This is a genomic window from Fructilactobacillus sp. X7R9C1 (genome assembly GCF_059901005.1).
Genome location: NZ_JBWXVG010000009.1, coordinates 16,857 through 32,799 on the forward strand (window position 1 = coordinate 16,857; position 15,943 = coordinate 32,799).

At 37.1% G+C, this 15,943-nt stretch carries 18 protein-coding genes; 15 read left to right on the forward strand and 3 right to left on the reverse strand.

Annotated elements, in window-relative coordinates:
* Positions 1–17 precede the first annotated feature (17 nt).
* Entirely contained in the window at positions 18–1,064 is a 1,047-nt protein-coding gene (locus AC6UD0_RS05970; RefSeq protein WP_500706212.1) for an acyltransferase, read from the forward strand.
* A 59-nt stretch (positions 1,065–1,123) separates the two neighbouring features.
* On the opposite strand, the gene AC6UD0_RS05975 is transcribed toward AC6UD0_RS05970, so the two are convergent.
* Entirely contained in the window at positions 1,124–2,251 is a 1,128-nt protein-coding gene (locus AC6UD0_RS05975) for a DUF3290 family protein (RefSeq protein ID WP_500706213.1), read from the reverse strand.
* A 368-nt stretch (positions 2,252–2,619) separates the two neighbouring features.
* Between AC6UD0_RS05975 and AC6UD0_RS05980 the strand changes: the two genes are divergently transcribed.
* The 5 genes from AC6UD0_RS05980 (at position 2,620) to AC6UD0_RS06000 (ending at position 6,787) form a co-directional block, all read left to right on the forward strand.
* Entirely contained in the window at positions 2,620–3,153 is a 534-nt protein-coding gene (locus AC6UD0_RS05980) for a hypothetical protein (RefSeq protein WP_500708463.1), read from the forward strand.
* Positions 3,150–4,349 carry a hypothetical protein gene (locus AC6UD0_RS05985; protein ID WP_500708465.1) on the forward strand — a complete coding sequence of 400 codons (1,200 nt, stop codon included), beginning with the start codon at positions 3,150–3,152 and terminating at the stop codon, positions 4,347–4,349. Before AC6UD0_RS05980 ends, AC6UD0_RS05985 begins: the two co-directional genes overlap by 4 nt.
* Positions 4,350–4,410: 61 nt before the next feature.
* A complete protein-coding gene (locus tag AC6UD0_RS05990) occupies positions 4,411–4,584 on the forward strand; it encodes a hypothetical protein (RefSeq protein WP_500708467.1) in 174 nt (57 codons plus the stop codon).
* Entirely contained in the window at positions 4,584–4,844 is a 261-nt protein-coding gene (locus tag AC6UD0_RS05995) for a hypothetical protein (RefSeq protein ID WP_500708468.1), read from the forward strand. The genes AC6UD0_RS05990 and AC6UD0_RS05995 overlap by 1 nt, the downstream gene beginning before the upstream one ends.
* A gap of 107 nt (positions 4,845–4,951) precedes the next feature.
* A complete protein-coding gene (locus AC6UD0_RS06000; protein ID WP_500708470.1) occupies positions 4,952–6,787 on the forward strand; it encodes a putative glycosyltransferase family protein in 1,836 nt (611 codons plus the stop codon).
* A 52-nt stretch (positions 6,788–6,839) separates the two neighbouring features.
* On the opposite strand, the gene AC6UD0_RS06005 is transcribed toward AC6UD0_RS06000, so the two are convergent.
* Positions 6,840–6,980, reverse strand: a complete 141-nt coding sequence (locus AC6UD0_RS06005) for a hypothetical protein (RefSeq protein WP_500700905.1) — start codon at positions 6,978–6,980, stop codon at positions 6,840–6,842.
* Positions 6,970–8,016: a zinc-binding alcohol dehydrogenase family protein gene (locus AC6UD0_RS06010; RefSeq protein WP_500708473.1), complete on the reverse strand. Its 1,047-nt coding sequence runs from the start codon at positions 8,014–8,016 to the stop codon at positions 6,970–6,972. The genes AC6UD0_RS06005 and AC6UD0_RS06010 overlap by 11 nt, the downstream gene beginning before the upstream one ends.
* 131 nt (positions 8,017–8,147) lie before the next feature.
* On the opposite strand from AC6UD0_RS06010, the gene AC6UD0_RS06015 reads away from it, so the two are divergent.
* The 9 genes from AC6UD0_RS06015 to AC6UD0_RS06055 all read left to right on the forward strand — a co-directional run bounded on the left by AC6UD0_RS06015 (position 8,148) and on the right by AC6UD0_RS06055 (position 15,929).
* Entirely contained in the window at positions 8,148–8,645 is a 498-nt protein-coding gene (locus AC6UD0_RS06015; RefSeq protein ID WP_500699003.1) for a methylated-DNA--[protein]-cysteine S-methyltransferase, read from the forward strand.
* A 129-nt stretch (positions 8,646–8,774) separates the two neighbouring features.
* Positions 8,775–9,533: a hypothetical protein gene (locus AC6UD0_RS06020; RefSeq protein WP_500708474.1), complete on the forward strand. Its 759-nt coding sequence runs from the start codon at positions 8,775–8,777 to the stop codon at positions 9,531–9,533.
* Between the two features lie 556 nt (positions 9,534–10,089).
* A complete protein-coding gene (locus AC6UD0_RS06025; protein ID WP_500708475.1) occupies positions 10,090–10,506 on the forward strand; it encodes a helix-turn-helix domain-containing protein in 417 nt (138 codons plus the stop codon).
* A gap of 36 nt (positions 10,507–10,542) precedes the next feature.
* Positions 10,543–11,304 carry a toll/interleukin-1 receptor domain-containing protein gene (locus tag AC6UD0_RS06030; RefSeq protein ID WP_500708477.1) on the forward strand — a complete coding sequence of 254 codons (762 nt, stop codon included), beginning with the start codon at positions 10,543–10,545 and terminating at the stop codon, positions 11,302–11,304.
* A 62-nt stretch (positions 11,305–11,366) separates the two neighbouring features.
* Positions 11,367–11,906 carry a hypothetical protein gene (locus AC6UD0_RS06035; RefSeq protein WP_500708478.1) on the forward strand — a complete coding sequence of 180 codons (540 nt, stop codon included), beginning with the start codon at positions 11,367–11,369 and terminating at the stop codon, positions 11,904–11,906.
* Between the two features lie 132 nt (positions 11,907–12,038).
* Positions 12,039–13,553 (forward strand): FGGY-family carbohydrate kinase, encoded by a 1,515-nt coding sequence (locus AC6UD0_RS06040; RefSeq protein WP_500708479.1) that lies wholly within the window; start codon positions 12,039–12,041, stop codon positions 13,551–13,553.
* Between the two features lie 409 nt (positions 13,554–13,962).
* Positions 13,963–14,445 carry a CPBP family intramembrane glutamic endopeptidase gene (locus tag AC6UD0_RS06045; RefSeq protein ID WP_500708481.1) on the forward strand — a complete coding sequence of 161 codons (483 nt, stop codon included), beginning with the start codon at positions 13,963–13,965 and terminating at the stop codon, positions 14,443–14,445.
* 87 nt (positions 14,446–14,532) lie between these two features.
* Entirely contained in the window at positions 14,533–15,576 is a 1,044-nt protein-coding gene (locus tag AC6UD0_RS06050; protein WP_500708480.1) for a ketopantoate reductase family protein, read from the forward strand.
* A 155-nt stretch (positions 15,577–15,731) separates the two neighbouring features.
* Positions 15,732–15,929, forward strand: coding sequence for a hypothetical protein (locus AC6UD0_RS06055; RefSeq protein ID WP_500695384.1), 198 nt, complete (start codon positions 15,732–15,734; stop codon positions 15,927–15,929).
* The last annotated feature ends 14 nt before the right edge of the window (positions 15,930–15,943 follow it).

The window sequence follows — 15,943 nt, forward strand, 5'->3', positions numbered from 1 at the left end:
CATAATTAGGAGATAGTATGAAAAAAAGATTAACTTATATTGATGTAATCAATATTATTGCGATTATATTTGTTTTATTTATTCATTCATCTTGGGATTTTACTCCAAGTGCCTTAGGAATATTTGATTCAGCGGTAAGAGCAATTGTTGCACCAGCTGTATTTCTGTTTTTAATGAATTCTGGAGCAACATTACTTGGGTATCGTGATAAGTATGACACACAAGTATTTTTTAAAAAGAGGTTTTTTAGGGTTGTAGTTCCATTGATTGTGTGGAGTATTGTCTATTATATAGTTGACTCGATGCTTAAAAATCCACTTCCAGATGTTAATTATGTTCATCCCAATCCTAGTATTGGAGATTTTATTACTAGCTTTTTCTCTGGAAATATTAATGGGGCTTTCTGGTTCTTTTACTGCATTATTGCATTGTATTTACTTACACCAATTTTATCGGTGCTTTCTAAAAATCATAAAAATGTTTTATTTTACATTGTAGTATTAGACTTTCTATTTAATAGTTTGTTTTTATATTTGAATAATAACTTATTCCATATGGATTTATCCCCATATATTTTCCCAATTACTTCTACGAGCTATGTTGGATTTTTCATTATGGGGTATTTAATCAAAGTAGGTTACTTCGATCGAAAATGGTTAAAGATTATGAAATGGGTTGCACTTTTATCCTTAATCATTTCTTTCGTCATTGCATTACTTATATTTAAGGGATTGCCGCCAGTTATCAATAACTTAAAAGAATATGGTGGACCATTATTGTTCATATATGTAATTGGACTTTATCTTTGGATTAAGGATTTTGTTGAATCACACAAAGTCTTTGTTAAGCCTAAGTTTCAAACTTTGTTAGCTAAAGTTGCTTCAGTTAGTTTAGGAATTTATATCTTGCATCCTTTCTTTTTGAAGTTATTTATGTACGTGACAAAAACAACCTTTAGTAGTTGGCTTGATATTCTGGTAATGCCATTATTTACTTACGTAGTTTGTGGATTAGTGGTTTATGTAATTAAAAAGGTTCCGTTTGTAAAAGATATTTTGCCTTAACGATATATATATATAAAAATAAGCCCAATCCATCTGGATTAGGCTTATTTATTTACTATCTATTTAGTTTTCTTCAAACTCTTTCTCTTCTTTGGATACAACACAAGATCAAGATCTCCCTTAGATCCAAACTGACCTAAGTAGACATCCTGAATGGTGCATCCTTGTTTCTCACACATTTGTTCAACTTGATCGTCGTTTAAGTTACGACGTTTAGCAACGTTTTCGTTTAATTGACCATCGGTAATAATCGGGTAGTTCATAGTAGGTTCATCGTTTAACGTTACGGTCAACTGACCGTTTTCTTCAAGGGTGGCGTTCTTAACGTCCTTGAAGTCGTTAACTCCATGAGTTCTTAGTTTGAAAGCAAGCTGATTAGCAGTTAAACCGTTCCGCAATGCACGGTTGACGTTTACGACACCATTTAAAATCAGTATCTGCGGACTTCCGTTAATCAGCTTGTTCAGCGTATTACTCGTTCCGGTTAAGAACTTACTTGCAAAGACGATGACGGACCAGATTAACAGAATAATGACAAATTGAATTGGAGTGATGTCTTGGTTGTAAATAACACCACCAATAATTCCACCAAGAATATAGTTTTGTAGTTGGTCGACGGCGTTTGACGGAGCCAGGTTACCTTTGCCAGAAAGGTTAATCTGTAAGACAATCATGATGAATCCAATCAGGAACTTCAAGAAGATGGTCCAATATTGAGAGTCACTACTACTCCACGTGAAGCCACCCTTGTTGATATGCTTGGGTTTAGATACTAGTTTTGTTGGGGTGACCGTGTAGTTGGTCATGTCAGTATTGAAGTGAACCACGTAGGCGTCTTTTCCCGCTTGAATCGTCATTCCATCAACCAGATTATTGCTACTAGCATACATCTGGTTTAGCGGAACTTTCTTTTGCTTACTGATGTTTTTCATGATTTGGACGGTCTGAGTAGTTTGACTATCAGCGTTTTTTTGCTGAAAGACTCGGCCCGTCTGCATCGCGATAATGAGTGCCCCTAACATCGTAACTAGGATGAACAGGCTTCGAAATCTTAGATTACTTCTATTTCGATAATAGAAGATCCCAGTTCCAATGATGACCAACGCAATCACAATGATTAAACCAATAAAGATGTAGTTGGTAAAATTGAAATTGTGGGAAATAAATGAATATGAATAAAGCTTCACTACTCTCACTCCAGTTCTGTATTAGTTATGTAACAATTATACTCAATTCAAGCGGTTTGTGTTTTATATTTAGCAAGAAATTAACTTTTTGTTTATTTTATTATCTGGCAGGACGTGAAAATGGTATTAATCTAAAGCTTATGAAAGTGATACAATGGTTTGTGCTATAATATCTGTATTATTAACGTATCTATTAATTAAAAATAATATATACATTAATCGCATTATCATTTATAAGTAGGAGTGGTATTATCAAATATTCAAATACGCAATGGGTTATATACAAAGCCTCTGAGCTACTATCTAGCAAACTATTTGTATTATTAATATTACTGGTAGCGTTTGTTATTTTAGTCCTCGGATATGTTTTGATCAGAAATAGTTACTATCAAGACAAGGCAAGCAATAGCCATGGCATCAAACCAAATCATAAAAAAACAGGTGTATGGCTGGTTTGTATTGGGATCGTCTTCATCGGGATCTTTTTTGTTGGTTCTAAGTATGTTAAGGATAAAGCAGTGGACCCGAACGAGATTGAAAGAACGAATCAAGTTAACTTTGATGAGACTGGTACGATCACCAACATTAATCAATCTGATGATAATTACTTGTATGAGATTAAAGTTAACGGTAAACGTAAAAATCAGACCGTCTATGTTTCGATGCTGGATAAGCCTGTTAGCATGGACGTTCAGCCACCGATTCATCCCTTCAGTGGGACGATAATTACGCAACCAGTGATTAGTAATGCAACGGTGGGCAGTAAAGTAACATTAAGGTCATGTAAATACGACTTTAAGTATAAAAACCATAAGGATTTTGTGCCTAATGACGATTCTGCTAATAAACAATTGAAATTATTAAATGAGAATTACGTAAATGGAGTTGTAACCGAAAAATGATAAAAGATTCAATTTATTTTTTAAAAAAACATGAATCTTCTTTGTATCTGTGTGCTCTGGTAGTCGGAATCCTCGATGCATTAGTTGGGACCACGATGATCATTAAAATGCACCCAGTCATTGGACACGTGCTACATTTGGTGCTCCTGTTGGCGTTTGTTTATGTGTTTTTTAAGATTTTTTTCTTTGATAACTTAAAGTCGATTTATTTGGTGGGAATTTTTGTCCTAATTACTTTCATATTCATAAATGGTCATTTTGCTAGAGACCAAAGTTTGTTGTATACGATGGTGTTTCTTGTTGGTATGAAGGACGTTCCGATTAAACGGATTATTAAAACGGAAATAATTGTTACGATCTGTGTGATTGGGGTAGTTATTTTATTTTCCGCATTTGGTATTTTGCCAAACCTGCAATTTCCACGAAACGGATTAATTCGCAATAGTTTAGGTTTCGTTTACCCATTATTATTATCTTCAGCGGTCTTTTTCTTGAACGTTGCGTTAGCAAGTTATTTAGTGATTAATAAGATATCATTTAAGAACAAACTGATTGGTTCATTAATAATGGCGGTTGGAACGATTGCCATTTACTTGATTACTGATTCCAGAACCGATCTGTTGCTTAACATCGCGATCGTGATTGTTATCATCCTTTCATGTTTTTCCATTAATTTAAGAAATCGATACACCAAGATACTGGCGGAACTGACGCCGCTCTTGATTGCCTTCTGGACCATCATATCAATGATCTTTTATAAAAATGATAGTCTTTGGTTAACTTTAAATAAGCTTTTTAGTAACCGGTTGGCTCTGGTTCATGAAGCCTATTTAAAGTACATGCCAGGCATGCTTGGTCAATACATCAAGCAGCGTGGAAATGGCGGTAAGGTTAGTGATGTCTTACATTACTTTTACATTGATTCTAGTTTTTCACGGGTGCTGTTTATGGATGGTTACATTGTGTTTGTAATATTGATGGTTTTAATTACCATTGGACTTGTTCGTTTATTGTCGAAAGACAGTGCGGTGACCTCATATTTAGCCTTGATTATTATCATTACCCTAATCGAAGGAGTCTTTACCGACCACATGTTTTACGCTAACAACGTTGCTTTATTTATGATTGCTGGTCAGATCATGGAACTAATCAGTCAACGTGGTTCTAGTGAGAACCTTTTGAAGAGTGCCATATAAAGTTTATTGAAGTGTTTTGTAATTACTAGGGTGAATCTAGGAGTTACAGAGCGCTTTTTTTGTGAGTAAATTTGTTTCAAGCATGCTTAATCGGATTGAAAATGATAAAATTGTTCAAACGAAACAACAGGATAATTTATTTAAAGCGGCTCAAAATTCAGCAATTTTTAACACGTGGACGACTGATCATCACGATTTTGATACCAAAATGGGAAAATTAAAGGAGTCTTTTTAATGGAGTCAAAAAGTAAAGAGGAAGTATTAAATAAGAAGATTAAAAATTTGCACAACTTTGCGAACTGGGGGTTAACGCCACTAGTTGTGATTTTTATCGTGGTTTACTTTTTAACCAAGCCAACCTCAATCTGGACGATTTTATTGGCGCTACTAGTGGTCTTTACGACGTTTATCGTCTGTGTAATGGCGCTAGTTTACATTCACCAGAAGAAGAAACTCCAAAAGGAAGCTAATCAACAGAATTCTGATCAAAAATAACGAGATAATGGCGGTACGATAGGTAACCGTCTTTTTTTGTGGCAATTAATTAGTGTATAATCGATGATAATTAAGAAGTTAATCACAATTACTTATAAGAGGAAATCATGAAGAAAAATAAATATGCTAAAACGATGTTAGCGGTTCTTTTAATTTTGTTGGCGGCCCTTTTCTTGGTTGCAATTCAGTACTTTTCACACAGTATCCTACTAGGAAATGACTCGCTCTTTCATTTTAATCGCATTTATGACGTTGAAAGACAGCTTCAAACTGGCAACTTCAACTATTTCATGACTAACTATGGCTTCAATCAGACCGGGCGAATCGTCAACGCGGTCTATGGACCTTACATGGCCTTTATCTTAGGCGTAGTTTTGCTAGTGACTAAGAGTTGGTTTAGCTTCCAGCTGGTGACAAGTTTTATTCTGTATGTTATCGCTGGACTGGGTTCGTACGGCTTGTTTCGCCGGGTCAAGGTCAACCGTTTTTTTGCCACAGCTGGCGCCATTATTTATTTGTCACAAAACTTCATCACTGGTTGGCAGACTGATGCCCAGTTCCTAGCTTGGGGTGCAGCGATTCTGCCCTTTGCGGTGATGGTGGCTCTTGATTTGCTGGATGGTTCACCGAAGAAGATCCACGTGACGTTAGCGTTAGTCGTTGCGATTTTACTTGAAATGCACATCCTGAGTGCCTTGTTCACGGTCATTATGCTAGTCCCGTTTGCGGTTGTGGGTCTTTGGCGTTCCCGAGCTAAGTGGAAGTACCTGGGGAAGATTGCGTTGAACGTGGTCCTAACGTTAATTTTGGCTGGAAATTACTTCGTTGGCTTCTTGAACATTTTCGGGAAAAACGAACTCATGCCACCGTTTATGATGAAGGACATGAGTACGTATTCGGCTAATTTTAATTTCTATAATAACTTACCCAATGAAGTTGGAATTGTACTGACACTGATTTGTGTTTTCCAGTTGGGTTACATGATTATTGCCAAAAAGAAGAATCTGACTAACATCGTGGTCACGATTGTGGGTGGCTTGTTTCTCCTAGTATCATCGGCGATGCTACCCTGGAACGCAATGGGTGAGAAGTGGACCTACATGCAGAACTTTATCCAGTTCCCATATCGTTTCTTTCCGTATGCGGCAATTTTGTTGATGGTGGGTTTCTTCATGTCACTTAGTCAGATTAGTAAGGACTGGTACGAAAAAATCAGCGCATCACACGGTGATATTCGCTACAACTACATGAAAATTTTCATGGGAATCGTGGTAGCTGTCATGACGGTCACTTCCCTCTGGTTTGCGTACTCAAACGTTCAGTATGGCGTGGATGTTTGGAATAACCCGATGAGTTCCCCGATTAAACGTAATATGATTCGTGCTCTTCCAAACGTGGAGACACCACGAGCGTACATGCCACCAGCTAAGAGTCCGTTTAAGAAGAATTTGAGCGTGAAACAGGTTCGCTTAGACTTTATAAGTGGCAACCTTGATAAGCCATTGCGCGACGTTTCTGAGTCAAATGGGGACTACTTGCCAAATGATTCTGGTAATCCCAACTTTAATTCGGTTGGATCGCAGTACCATGCTGATGTCATGAATAATCATGGTTTTAAAAAACAAGTGGACCATAATGGTGATTTAACCGTTAAGTGGAACACTGATACCAGTCAGATGAAGAATGATTATCGAACCGTTCCGGTAATTTTGTACCATAGTTCGACGGTTAAACTGAACGGGGCCAAACTTAGTCGTAATCAATATCGCGTTTCCGATATTGGAGCGGCAAGGGTTAAAGAAAAACCTGGTCAGAATCAGCTGACGGTTGGATACCAAAAGCCAGCACATTTCATAGCAGTGGTTGCTCTGTCTGTATTGGCATGGATTGTGATGGTCGGATACGTGATTGTTAGAGGAATCTATCATTGGTTAAAAAAATAATAGACATACAAAAAGGATTGAGCCGTTGAAAAAAGTTCAATCCTTTTTAATGTTAAAGATTATTCCAGTTAATTCCTTTACTAATATCAGAATAGTGATTAGGATTCTGGTCTTTTTGTCCCTCAAGTGCCTCTTTGATTTGACCATTCTTTTTTAGTTCTTCGGTTTCCTTTGTGGCACTATTATTTTTCATTTTCATCATTAGCAACCACGACTTTGCCAATCATTTGTTTACTTTCGACTAATTTGGTAGCTTTTCGTAAGTTTTCGGCATTGATGGAACCAAACTGCTTGGTCATGGTGCTTACTAAATTCCCCTCATCGAGCATGATACTAATCTTATCCAAGATTTCGTGTTGGGTGATCATGTCAGGAGTATGGAATTCGGATTTGGTAAACATGTATTCCCAGGCGAAGCGAGCACGTTTTTCCTTTAATTTACTCATGTCGAGTGACTTGCCAGAGCCGGTGATTGATACAATTGTGCCAGATGGGGCAATTAACTCACAGATTTCGTCCCAGTACGCGTCGATGTTACGTAAATCTAAGATGTAGTCAACGTAATTAAAACCTTGGTCGTGAATCTTTGAAACGATGTCATCGTGGTAGTCAACAACGATGTCGGCGCCGTGATCGAGTTCCCACTGTTTCGTCTCATCTTTTCCAGCAGTGGCAATGACTTTGAGGTTAGCGCGGTGGGCCAATTGGGTTGCAATTGAACCAACTCCACCGGCACCATTGATGATTAAGATTGATTTATTGTGGTTCTGTTCGTCACGGTCATAAAAGTCAATGTTCATCTGTTCAAACATGGCTTCCCACGCCGTCAGGCTAGTGAGTGGCATGGCGGCAGCGTGAGCATTGTCTAACTTCTTCGGGGCAATGCCAACGATGCGTTCGTCAACCACCTGATACTCACTATCGCTACCTGGACGAACGTGTGAACCGGCGTAGAAGACGCGGTCACCGACACTGAAACGATTGGTCTTAGAACCAACCGCTTCAACGGTTCCAACGGCATCCCATCCGATAATTTTCGGTTCTTTTAGTGGCTCTTTTTGAGCTTCACGGGTGAAAACGTCCACGGGGTTAACCGAAACGGCAGCCACTTTTACTAACAGGTCGTGTGGTTCCGGCTTGGGAACTTCGGTGGTGAAATCAAATAAACTCTTGGGGTCATCAATTGGTAAATATTTTGTGTAACCAACGGCATTCATTTCTTTAGTCATAAGCGTTCTCCTTTTTCGTATTCTACCCCTAGGATACCACGCAGACGGCGATAATTGTTTCCCTGGAGTTAGGTTACCATCACATTTTATGATAAAATGATGATATGGAAAGAGTGGGATGAGGTAAAAAAATGCAAAGATTGTATTGGGATTCCGTTCATGTTAACGGGGATAAAGTCTTCTTCACGATTGACGATCATGGATTGAATTTCGTAAGCAGTCCAGGTCAAGGAGTGTCTCAACTGCTTGATTTTTATACGAATGATCATTTTGAGTACGCCAAAAATAGTGAGCACAGCTTGCAATATCGTAAAACAATTAAAAACTATTTGAGAGGTAAATCAACTAGTCTTGATTTACCAACTGATTTTATGGGCTACGGTTCCGATGAAGACCGGTTGGTTTGGAACGAAATTGCCCAGATCCCGTTTGGTGAACTGGTCACGGTTTCTGATTTGGCAGACCGTTCTGGTGTGAGTCAGGATAAAGTGGAAGCTGCTATTTCGAGGAGTCCCATCTGGATCGTGTTGCCGCTTCACCGGGTGACGGATCGAAACGGACGGTATCCATACCGGACAAACGAAATGACCCGTGATTTCTTGGTAAATCTTGAGCATCCTAAAAAGTAAATAATGAAATCGAGATTTCAGTCGTGAAGTCTCTTTTATTTTCGATAAATTGATGTGAAATGACTTTTGTAAAAATGTGTGATGTTGTATAGTCATAATCACAATCAATTAATGAATGGAGTATTTAAAATGAAACATATTATTAAGGCAGATAACGGGCGAGTGTTTAAACGATTGGTAGCGACAGGAGTCAACGATAACAGTAATCAGTTTGATTTCAACAAGGTCAGACCGATTCCGCAACAAATTAGGGACGTAATCGTCGATAATTATTTGTCAAACGCTGCGATTGGGGTGTACATGGTCAACGTTGACTTTAACCGGGATGATATTCCGTCGACGGTGGAGGCTCTTGCGGCTGATATGAATCACAATGGGGACGAATTCTACGACCACGTCCAACGTGACCAGCAGAAGTTCCTTTCAACTTTCATGGAGGTCTACGGTCAATTTGAACAACCCATGGATGACAAGATGAAAGAGGCCACCATTGCTTCACTTCAACGTGGTTACATTGGGGCTAAAAAGTATTTGATTAAGGACAACATTGATTTAGAGGTCTTTCAGCCATATGATCCAGAGAAAATTTTGCAGCCGGACTTAAGGGAGGGTTTTCAAGGCATTGACCTGAACGTACTTGCTTGGTTGTCCAAACAAGGTGAGATGTTGATTAATAACTACATTGCCTTTCAGGCCTTTAATCAGGAAGACTGGACCAACGAGAACTGGCGTATTACTGAAAATGCGTTTGATACTGAGATTGATAAAAAAGAAAACACCATTACTTTTCATACCAATGAAATTGTCGGTTTAACCGATTTATTTGAGACCTTGTTGATTAAGTCCGATGCCCAGGCGGATGATGTGAAGTATATGTATGAGTTGTAGGATGTAACAGAAAAGTATTTTTTATGAAAAAGTCTCTGTGAAGATAAGTAATTAATGCGTATATGCACGATGTAAACCATTTAGTTAATTAATTTAACTAAATGGTTTTTATTATGGGTTAATTTATTGTTTTGTTTCTGATTAGAAACAAATGGTATAATGATATTAGCCAAGGGAGATATGGTGATAAGCACCATGAATAATGCATCTAAGCGTAAAGTTAAAAGTGTTTTAAAGAAGATCGAACAAAATCGATCAACTTGGTAGGTAAGCAGACGCTCTAAAAACCTGGAAACTCAAATTAAATTAGATATGGATTCAGTAGGAATCATGAATTTTATTTATGACAATCTTTCTTGGAAGGATTATGTTTGTGGTCCAGAAAGTGATAACCACATTCCATCAATTTTTGGAGACATTTGGGTATTCGGGTTAACTAGATTAAATTATGATCTGTATTTAAAATTTCAATTGAAGGAGAATTCAGTATATTGGATTTCAATTCATATTGCTGAATATCCAATACATTATCGTTATAAGTAGAAAGGAGAAAATAATGATGAAATTATTATATAATCCAGAAACAGACCAAACTGGTCAATACCAAGATGTCTACGAAAATAAAACTGTTATTTTTAAGGGTGTAGATGTTAGTGTTAACGAACATTTTCTCGTCGATAATGCTGGTGAAAAATGGCTTGATTTTAACAAGCCTGATGAAAATATTCATAAAATATTTGATGCTTATCGTAAATTAAAGGGTTTTATGGTGCCAACAGATGTTAGAAAACTCAGGAAAAGTTATGGATTGTCTAGTAGGGACTTTGCTAAAACATTGGGAATGGGATATGGAACACTGAACCAGATTGAAAATAACCACATTGTGCAAAGTACTCAACAAGATGCATTGTTTCAGATGGCTAAGAACAAGAGTGCTTTTGAGAGATTAGTGATTGAACATCAATTAATATGATTGCATTATTAGAATATAGATGGAAGGTTTTAACTTATGATTAAAGGTTTTAGAATTAGTAAATCTGTTGTAAATGAGATAGTGAATCAGTATTCAGCTCCACAAAGAAAAGATAATTCAATTAAGCTGGAAAATGCCTTTAGTAAGGGAATTGTAAAAAAATCTCTTGATAAAGACACTAATTCTGATCAAGAAGTATTACTTAATGGAGATAAAATAATTAATGAGTGGTTTAAGAATAATATAGAAGCAAATATTTTTATATCTCATTCGCATAAAGATTTAGAAGTGGTAGAGAAATTTGCTGAATTTTTAAAAAATCAATCTAAAAATACACGTATGGATTTCCATCCCTTTATCGATGCAGATGTTTGGGGAAATTCTAAAGATTTGATTGCTGATATTGTTGATGATTATTGTGATAAACGAGAGAACGGATATGATTATAATGAAGCGATGTTTGTCGCATCTAATGTAAATTTGATGCTTGTTAGTGCTTTAAACCAAATGATTAATAATTGCAATGCATTTATATTTATAGATACGGATAATTCAATTGAAAATGGATTGACGTATTCACCATGGATTATGGAAGAGTTAAAGACTTTTCATCAATTTTTTCAAAGTAATAAAGTTAATTTACTAAAAGAATTTGATAAAATAAACAAGAAAATAGCGATAACAAATGAGATTCCAGAATTTAATTATAATGTTGAGAAGTGCATGCAAGAGTTAACTAATGTTGAAAATAAAGATGATTTAATTAATGAGCTAAAACAAGTTATACCTATGGTGTGACTATGACATTACGTAGATAGGAGATATTTACTATTAAAAATGATAAAGTTGAATATCTTAAAATGATAGAAAATGTAATTGATCGATTGGCCGGTGACTCATTTAAAACTAAGGGACTGTGTATTACTCTTTTAGCAGCAGTTTTTACGTTTATAAAATCTACTAGTCCACAATTTAATAAGAATCAGTTATTTATTCTTTTAATAGGGATTATTATATTGTTTGAATTTATAGGAACTGAATATTCTTCCTTAGAGGTTTCTTATCGAAAATTATACAATGTTAGTAGAAATAAAGAGTATATTAATTTCAATATGTACACAGGTAATTATAGGTGTGGTTCTATGATTAAAGCATGGTCTTCTATAATTAACGTTTTATTCTACAATGGTCTAATGATATTAATGACTACTTTAGCATATTGGCCTATTTTACATTCAAAAATATACTGGGGTTTAATGGTTATTGAAGTTGTCTGGAGTGTCACCCTAATCTTTATTCATTATCGTTTGATTAAATTTATTAAGAAATACAAGGAAAACAAAAAGAAACATTGTTCATTTGTTTCAATTTTATTGGCTTTTAAGTCAATTATTTTTTAATATTAAGTATACTAGAACCCTATTTCAACAATCTTTTAACCCAATGAATGTTCACTCATTAACAAATTACACCCAATAAGCTAAACTTAAGTCATCAAAACAGCTCACTTTATTTCTCAAAGGAGACTTCCCATGACCCAATACATTTTAGGAATTGATATCGGCACCTCAAGCACCAAAGCCATCTTGATGACGACCACTGGTGAAATTATTGCTCAAGACAAAGCTTCATATCAGTTAGAAACACCACATCCAGAGTGGGCGCAAGAGAATGCTGACGACTGGCTTCAGGCGGTGACGTTCTTGATTAAAAAATTAGCCCAAAAAGTCGATAGTACCCGCATCATTGGTATTGGCATCGACGGTCTCTATGGTGGTTCTGGGGTTCCAATTGATAAAAATGGTCAACCACTCGGTCCTGCTTTGATTTGGATGGATCGTCGGGCTACAAAAGAAACTTCAGAAGCACTGAAACTCGTTAGTAAATCAGAACTGATGGACGTCACTGGCAACCTGGCTGACCCGTACTACGGTTACACTAAAATTATGTGGTTGAAACAAAACAAGTCGGAGTTGTACCGCGACACCTATCAATTTTTGCCACCCGAATCGTACGTCATTTACAAGTTAACGGGGAATATCAGCATTAATTATTCCGCGGCTGGTAACTTAGCTGGAATTTTCAACATTAATGATGATGAGTGGTCACCTGAACTGGCCGCTAAATTAGGCATTGATTTAAATAAATTACCGCAGAAGATGATTGCTAGCACGGATGTCGCCGGTCAAGTCACTGACAAGTGGGCGCAAGAACTAGGCGTTAAAGTTGGGACACCAATCTTTAATACTGGAGTTGACGTTGGGCCAGCGACGGTCGGAACTGGTGTTCTTGGCACCGGTCGTATGACGATTGCACTAGGAACGTCAATGAATGCGGCACTTGTGACCAACAAGCCACTTAAAGATGACAATCTTATTATTTGGCCTTACGCTTATAAACCAAAGGAATACTACTATAACTTTGCCGGAGCTAACACGGCTGGCGCGGTAATTGCGTGGTTTACCCGTGAATTCGCCCAAGAAGTTGATAATAATAACAGTACGAAAATGCTGGACGAAGAAAGTGAACACGTTCCCGCTGGTAGTAATGGCTTGATTGTTTTACCATACTTTATGGGTGAACGCAGTCCGGTCTGGGACTCCAACGTTCGGGGAACCATCTTTGGGATTTCAATGACGACAAAGCGTTACGAGTTATTTAAGGCGTTTCAGGAGGCCATTGCCTATTCCGTTCGTCAGAGTATTGAACAGTTTGGTGATCACATTGGCGACTCGTTTACTCTAGTTGGTGGCGTTAGCAGTTCTAAAAAAATGGTCCAAATCATTGCGGACGTGACGGGTAAGACCGTCAAAACGACTGATTCTGGTGGTGAAGCCGACCTCGGAAGTGCCATTCTGGCTGGAATTGGATTGAATCAAATTCAACCTCAAGCAGTCCAAAAGTGGGTCAAGATTAATGAAAAGATTGAACCCAATCCTGAAAGAAATGAAGAGTATAACAAGTACTATGAGCTGTATCGTTTGGCGTATAAGGATACGAAGGGTTTTTATAAGAAGTACAATGAGCTAGTTAATAATCATGATTAACTAAATTTCACACTGAAAGATGTTTTATTATTTCATAATTAAAAGATAAAATGAGTGCCTATCAACACTCATTTTTTATACCTAAATACTTAAGGATGTGTTTTCAATTAAGTCGTTAACCAAAAATTATTTATTTCAATTAATTGTGTTTTACTTTGCTATTTTAATATCATTTCCATGTATTCACTTAATTTATGAACTTACCGATAAGGGAATTGCTGTATTTGCGGTTACATACGTCGTTTTATTTTTGTTTTTCTATTTGGTAAATTTTTGGTGGTTAAAACAACCAGTTTACTTAAAATCAAACGTTCCATTTAAAAAGCAGTGGATAATTGATTTAATAATACTAATTTTTATTTGCTTAGTTGTATTGCAACTGTCTTCCGTAGATTTATTTAGAACGGCAATGATTAAGCCATTGATAATTTCGTTAGGCTCAGGCGTTTTAGAGGAATTTCTTTTTAGAGGAGTCATTTTGACAATGTTACTGTCAATCTTGCTTTCCGTTCTAAAAAATAAACCCCATCTTTTTTGCCTCATAGCGGTCGTGGTTAGTAGTCTGATGTTCTCGGGAACTCATTTAATTAACATTGAAACCCTTCATCAAGGATTATGGGTAACGCTGGTTCAGATACTGTTCACGCTCTCAATGGGAATCATTAATGGTGTGATTTATCTTCGGACCAGAACCATTCTTTTGCCGATGTTGATGCACTTTTTATGGAATTTTACGACTTCAGCTAATAATGGAATTCAGGAGGTGATTCCCGCTAGTGAAATTGTCTCAGCTGTTACGACGATGTCAATTGTGGTACTGGTTAGTTTATTGTTTATGGTTTGCTTTATTAGAAAATCTAATTCACAAGATATCATTAACGATTTTTTATAAGCCCACATTTTTGACATTCCCACTTCACAGCGACATACTTCTCCATGTATTCCAAAGTATTCCAAAAAAGAAAGAAGTATGGTAATAATGAAAATTGCAGTCTATGGCGCTGGTTCACTTGGGACCATTATTGGTGCTTATCTTACCAAAGCATACGGCAAAGACAACGTGGATTTGATTGCCGACAATCCCCAGCACGTTAAGGATTTAAATGATCAGGGTGCGACGGTCACTGGTACGGCTAACTTTACCGTTCCTGTATCGGCCAAGACTCCGAATGAATTAAAATCGAACGAGTATGATCTCGTTTTACTTTTGACCAAGCAGACTCATAATGATGAAGTTCTCCCGAAAGTTAAAGACGTGTTGAAACCAAATGGGACTTTGGTTTCGCTTCAAAACGGGGTCCCAGAAATTGCGATTTCAAAGGTCATTGATCCCGCAAACATCGTTGCTGGTTCCGTTGAATTTGGTGGGACCCAACTTAACCACACGGAGTCGGAATTGACCACGGCACTTCCAGCCTTTGAAAATGCGGCGTTTCAGATTGGTGAACTTGATGGAAAAGACACCGACCGCATTAAGAAGGTCAAAGACGTGTTGAGTCACGTTGGTGGCACCGCCATTTCCGATAACTTACTTGGAACCAAATGGTCTAAACTTTTGGTTAACTCATCATTTAGTGGGTTATCAGCCGCAAGTGATGCTACGTTTGGCCAGGTTGCTGATAGTGAGGTTGGCTTAAAGAGTGCGCTAAATATCGTAAGTGAAGGATTAAAGGTCGGTCATGCTGACGGTGTGAAATTTGCCAAAATGGGAAATCATGACCTCAGTTCACTTACTAGTGAACATCCCAATGATGAACCAGCACAGTTGGCCTACTTGAAGTCCGCGATGAACAACAGTAAGAACCTAAAGGCTAGTATGCTGCAGGATTTGGAGAAGGGCAGAAAGACTGAGGTTGATGACATCAATGGGGTGATCTCCGAGACGGGCAAGAAATATGGAATCAAGACTCCATTCAACGATTTGGTTATTAAAATTGTTGAAAATTCCCAAGATACAGGTAAACTACCGAAGTTTGATGATACCATGGACCAGTTTCAACAATTACTTGATAGCAAATTGTAATTATTGTAATGAGGCTTCTTACAGTACGTTAGAATTATTCGTTGTTTACTTTTAAAATATGTAATATTATGAATCTCTAAAGGAACTTTGAGAGGTTCATTTTTTGTGTTTAAATATAAAGTGTATGAATTAATCGTATCTTAGAAAGGCGAAAAATGACTGTTGCAATATCAATCTTTATTTTTTTGTTTCTGGTCTGGCTACTGTTTGAGTTTATCAGCAGTGCCGCTTGTGGTTGTCTTTTGTTGATGTTTCTGTTAGCCGCTACGATTGGTTTGTTTGCGGCTAATTTCTGGATTCTCGGACTGATTATGTTGGTATTAGTTGTATTTGGAGCATTATTTAATTATTAGTAGCGTCGATTTTT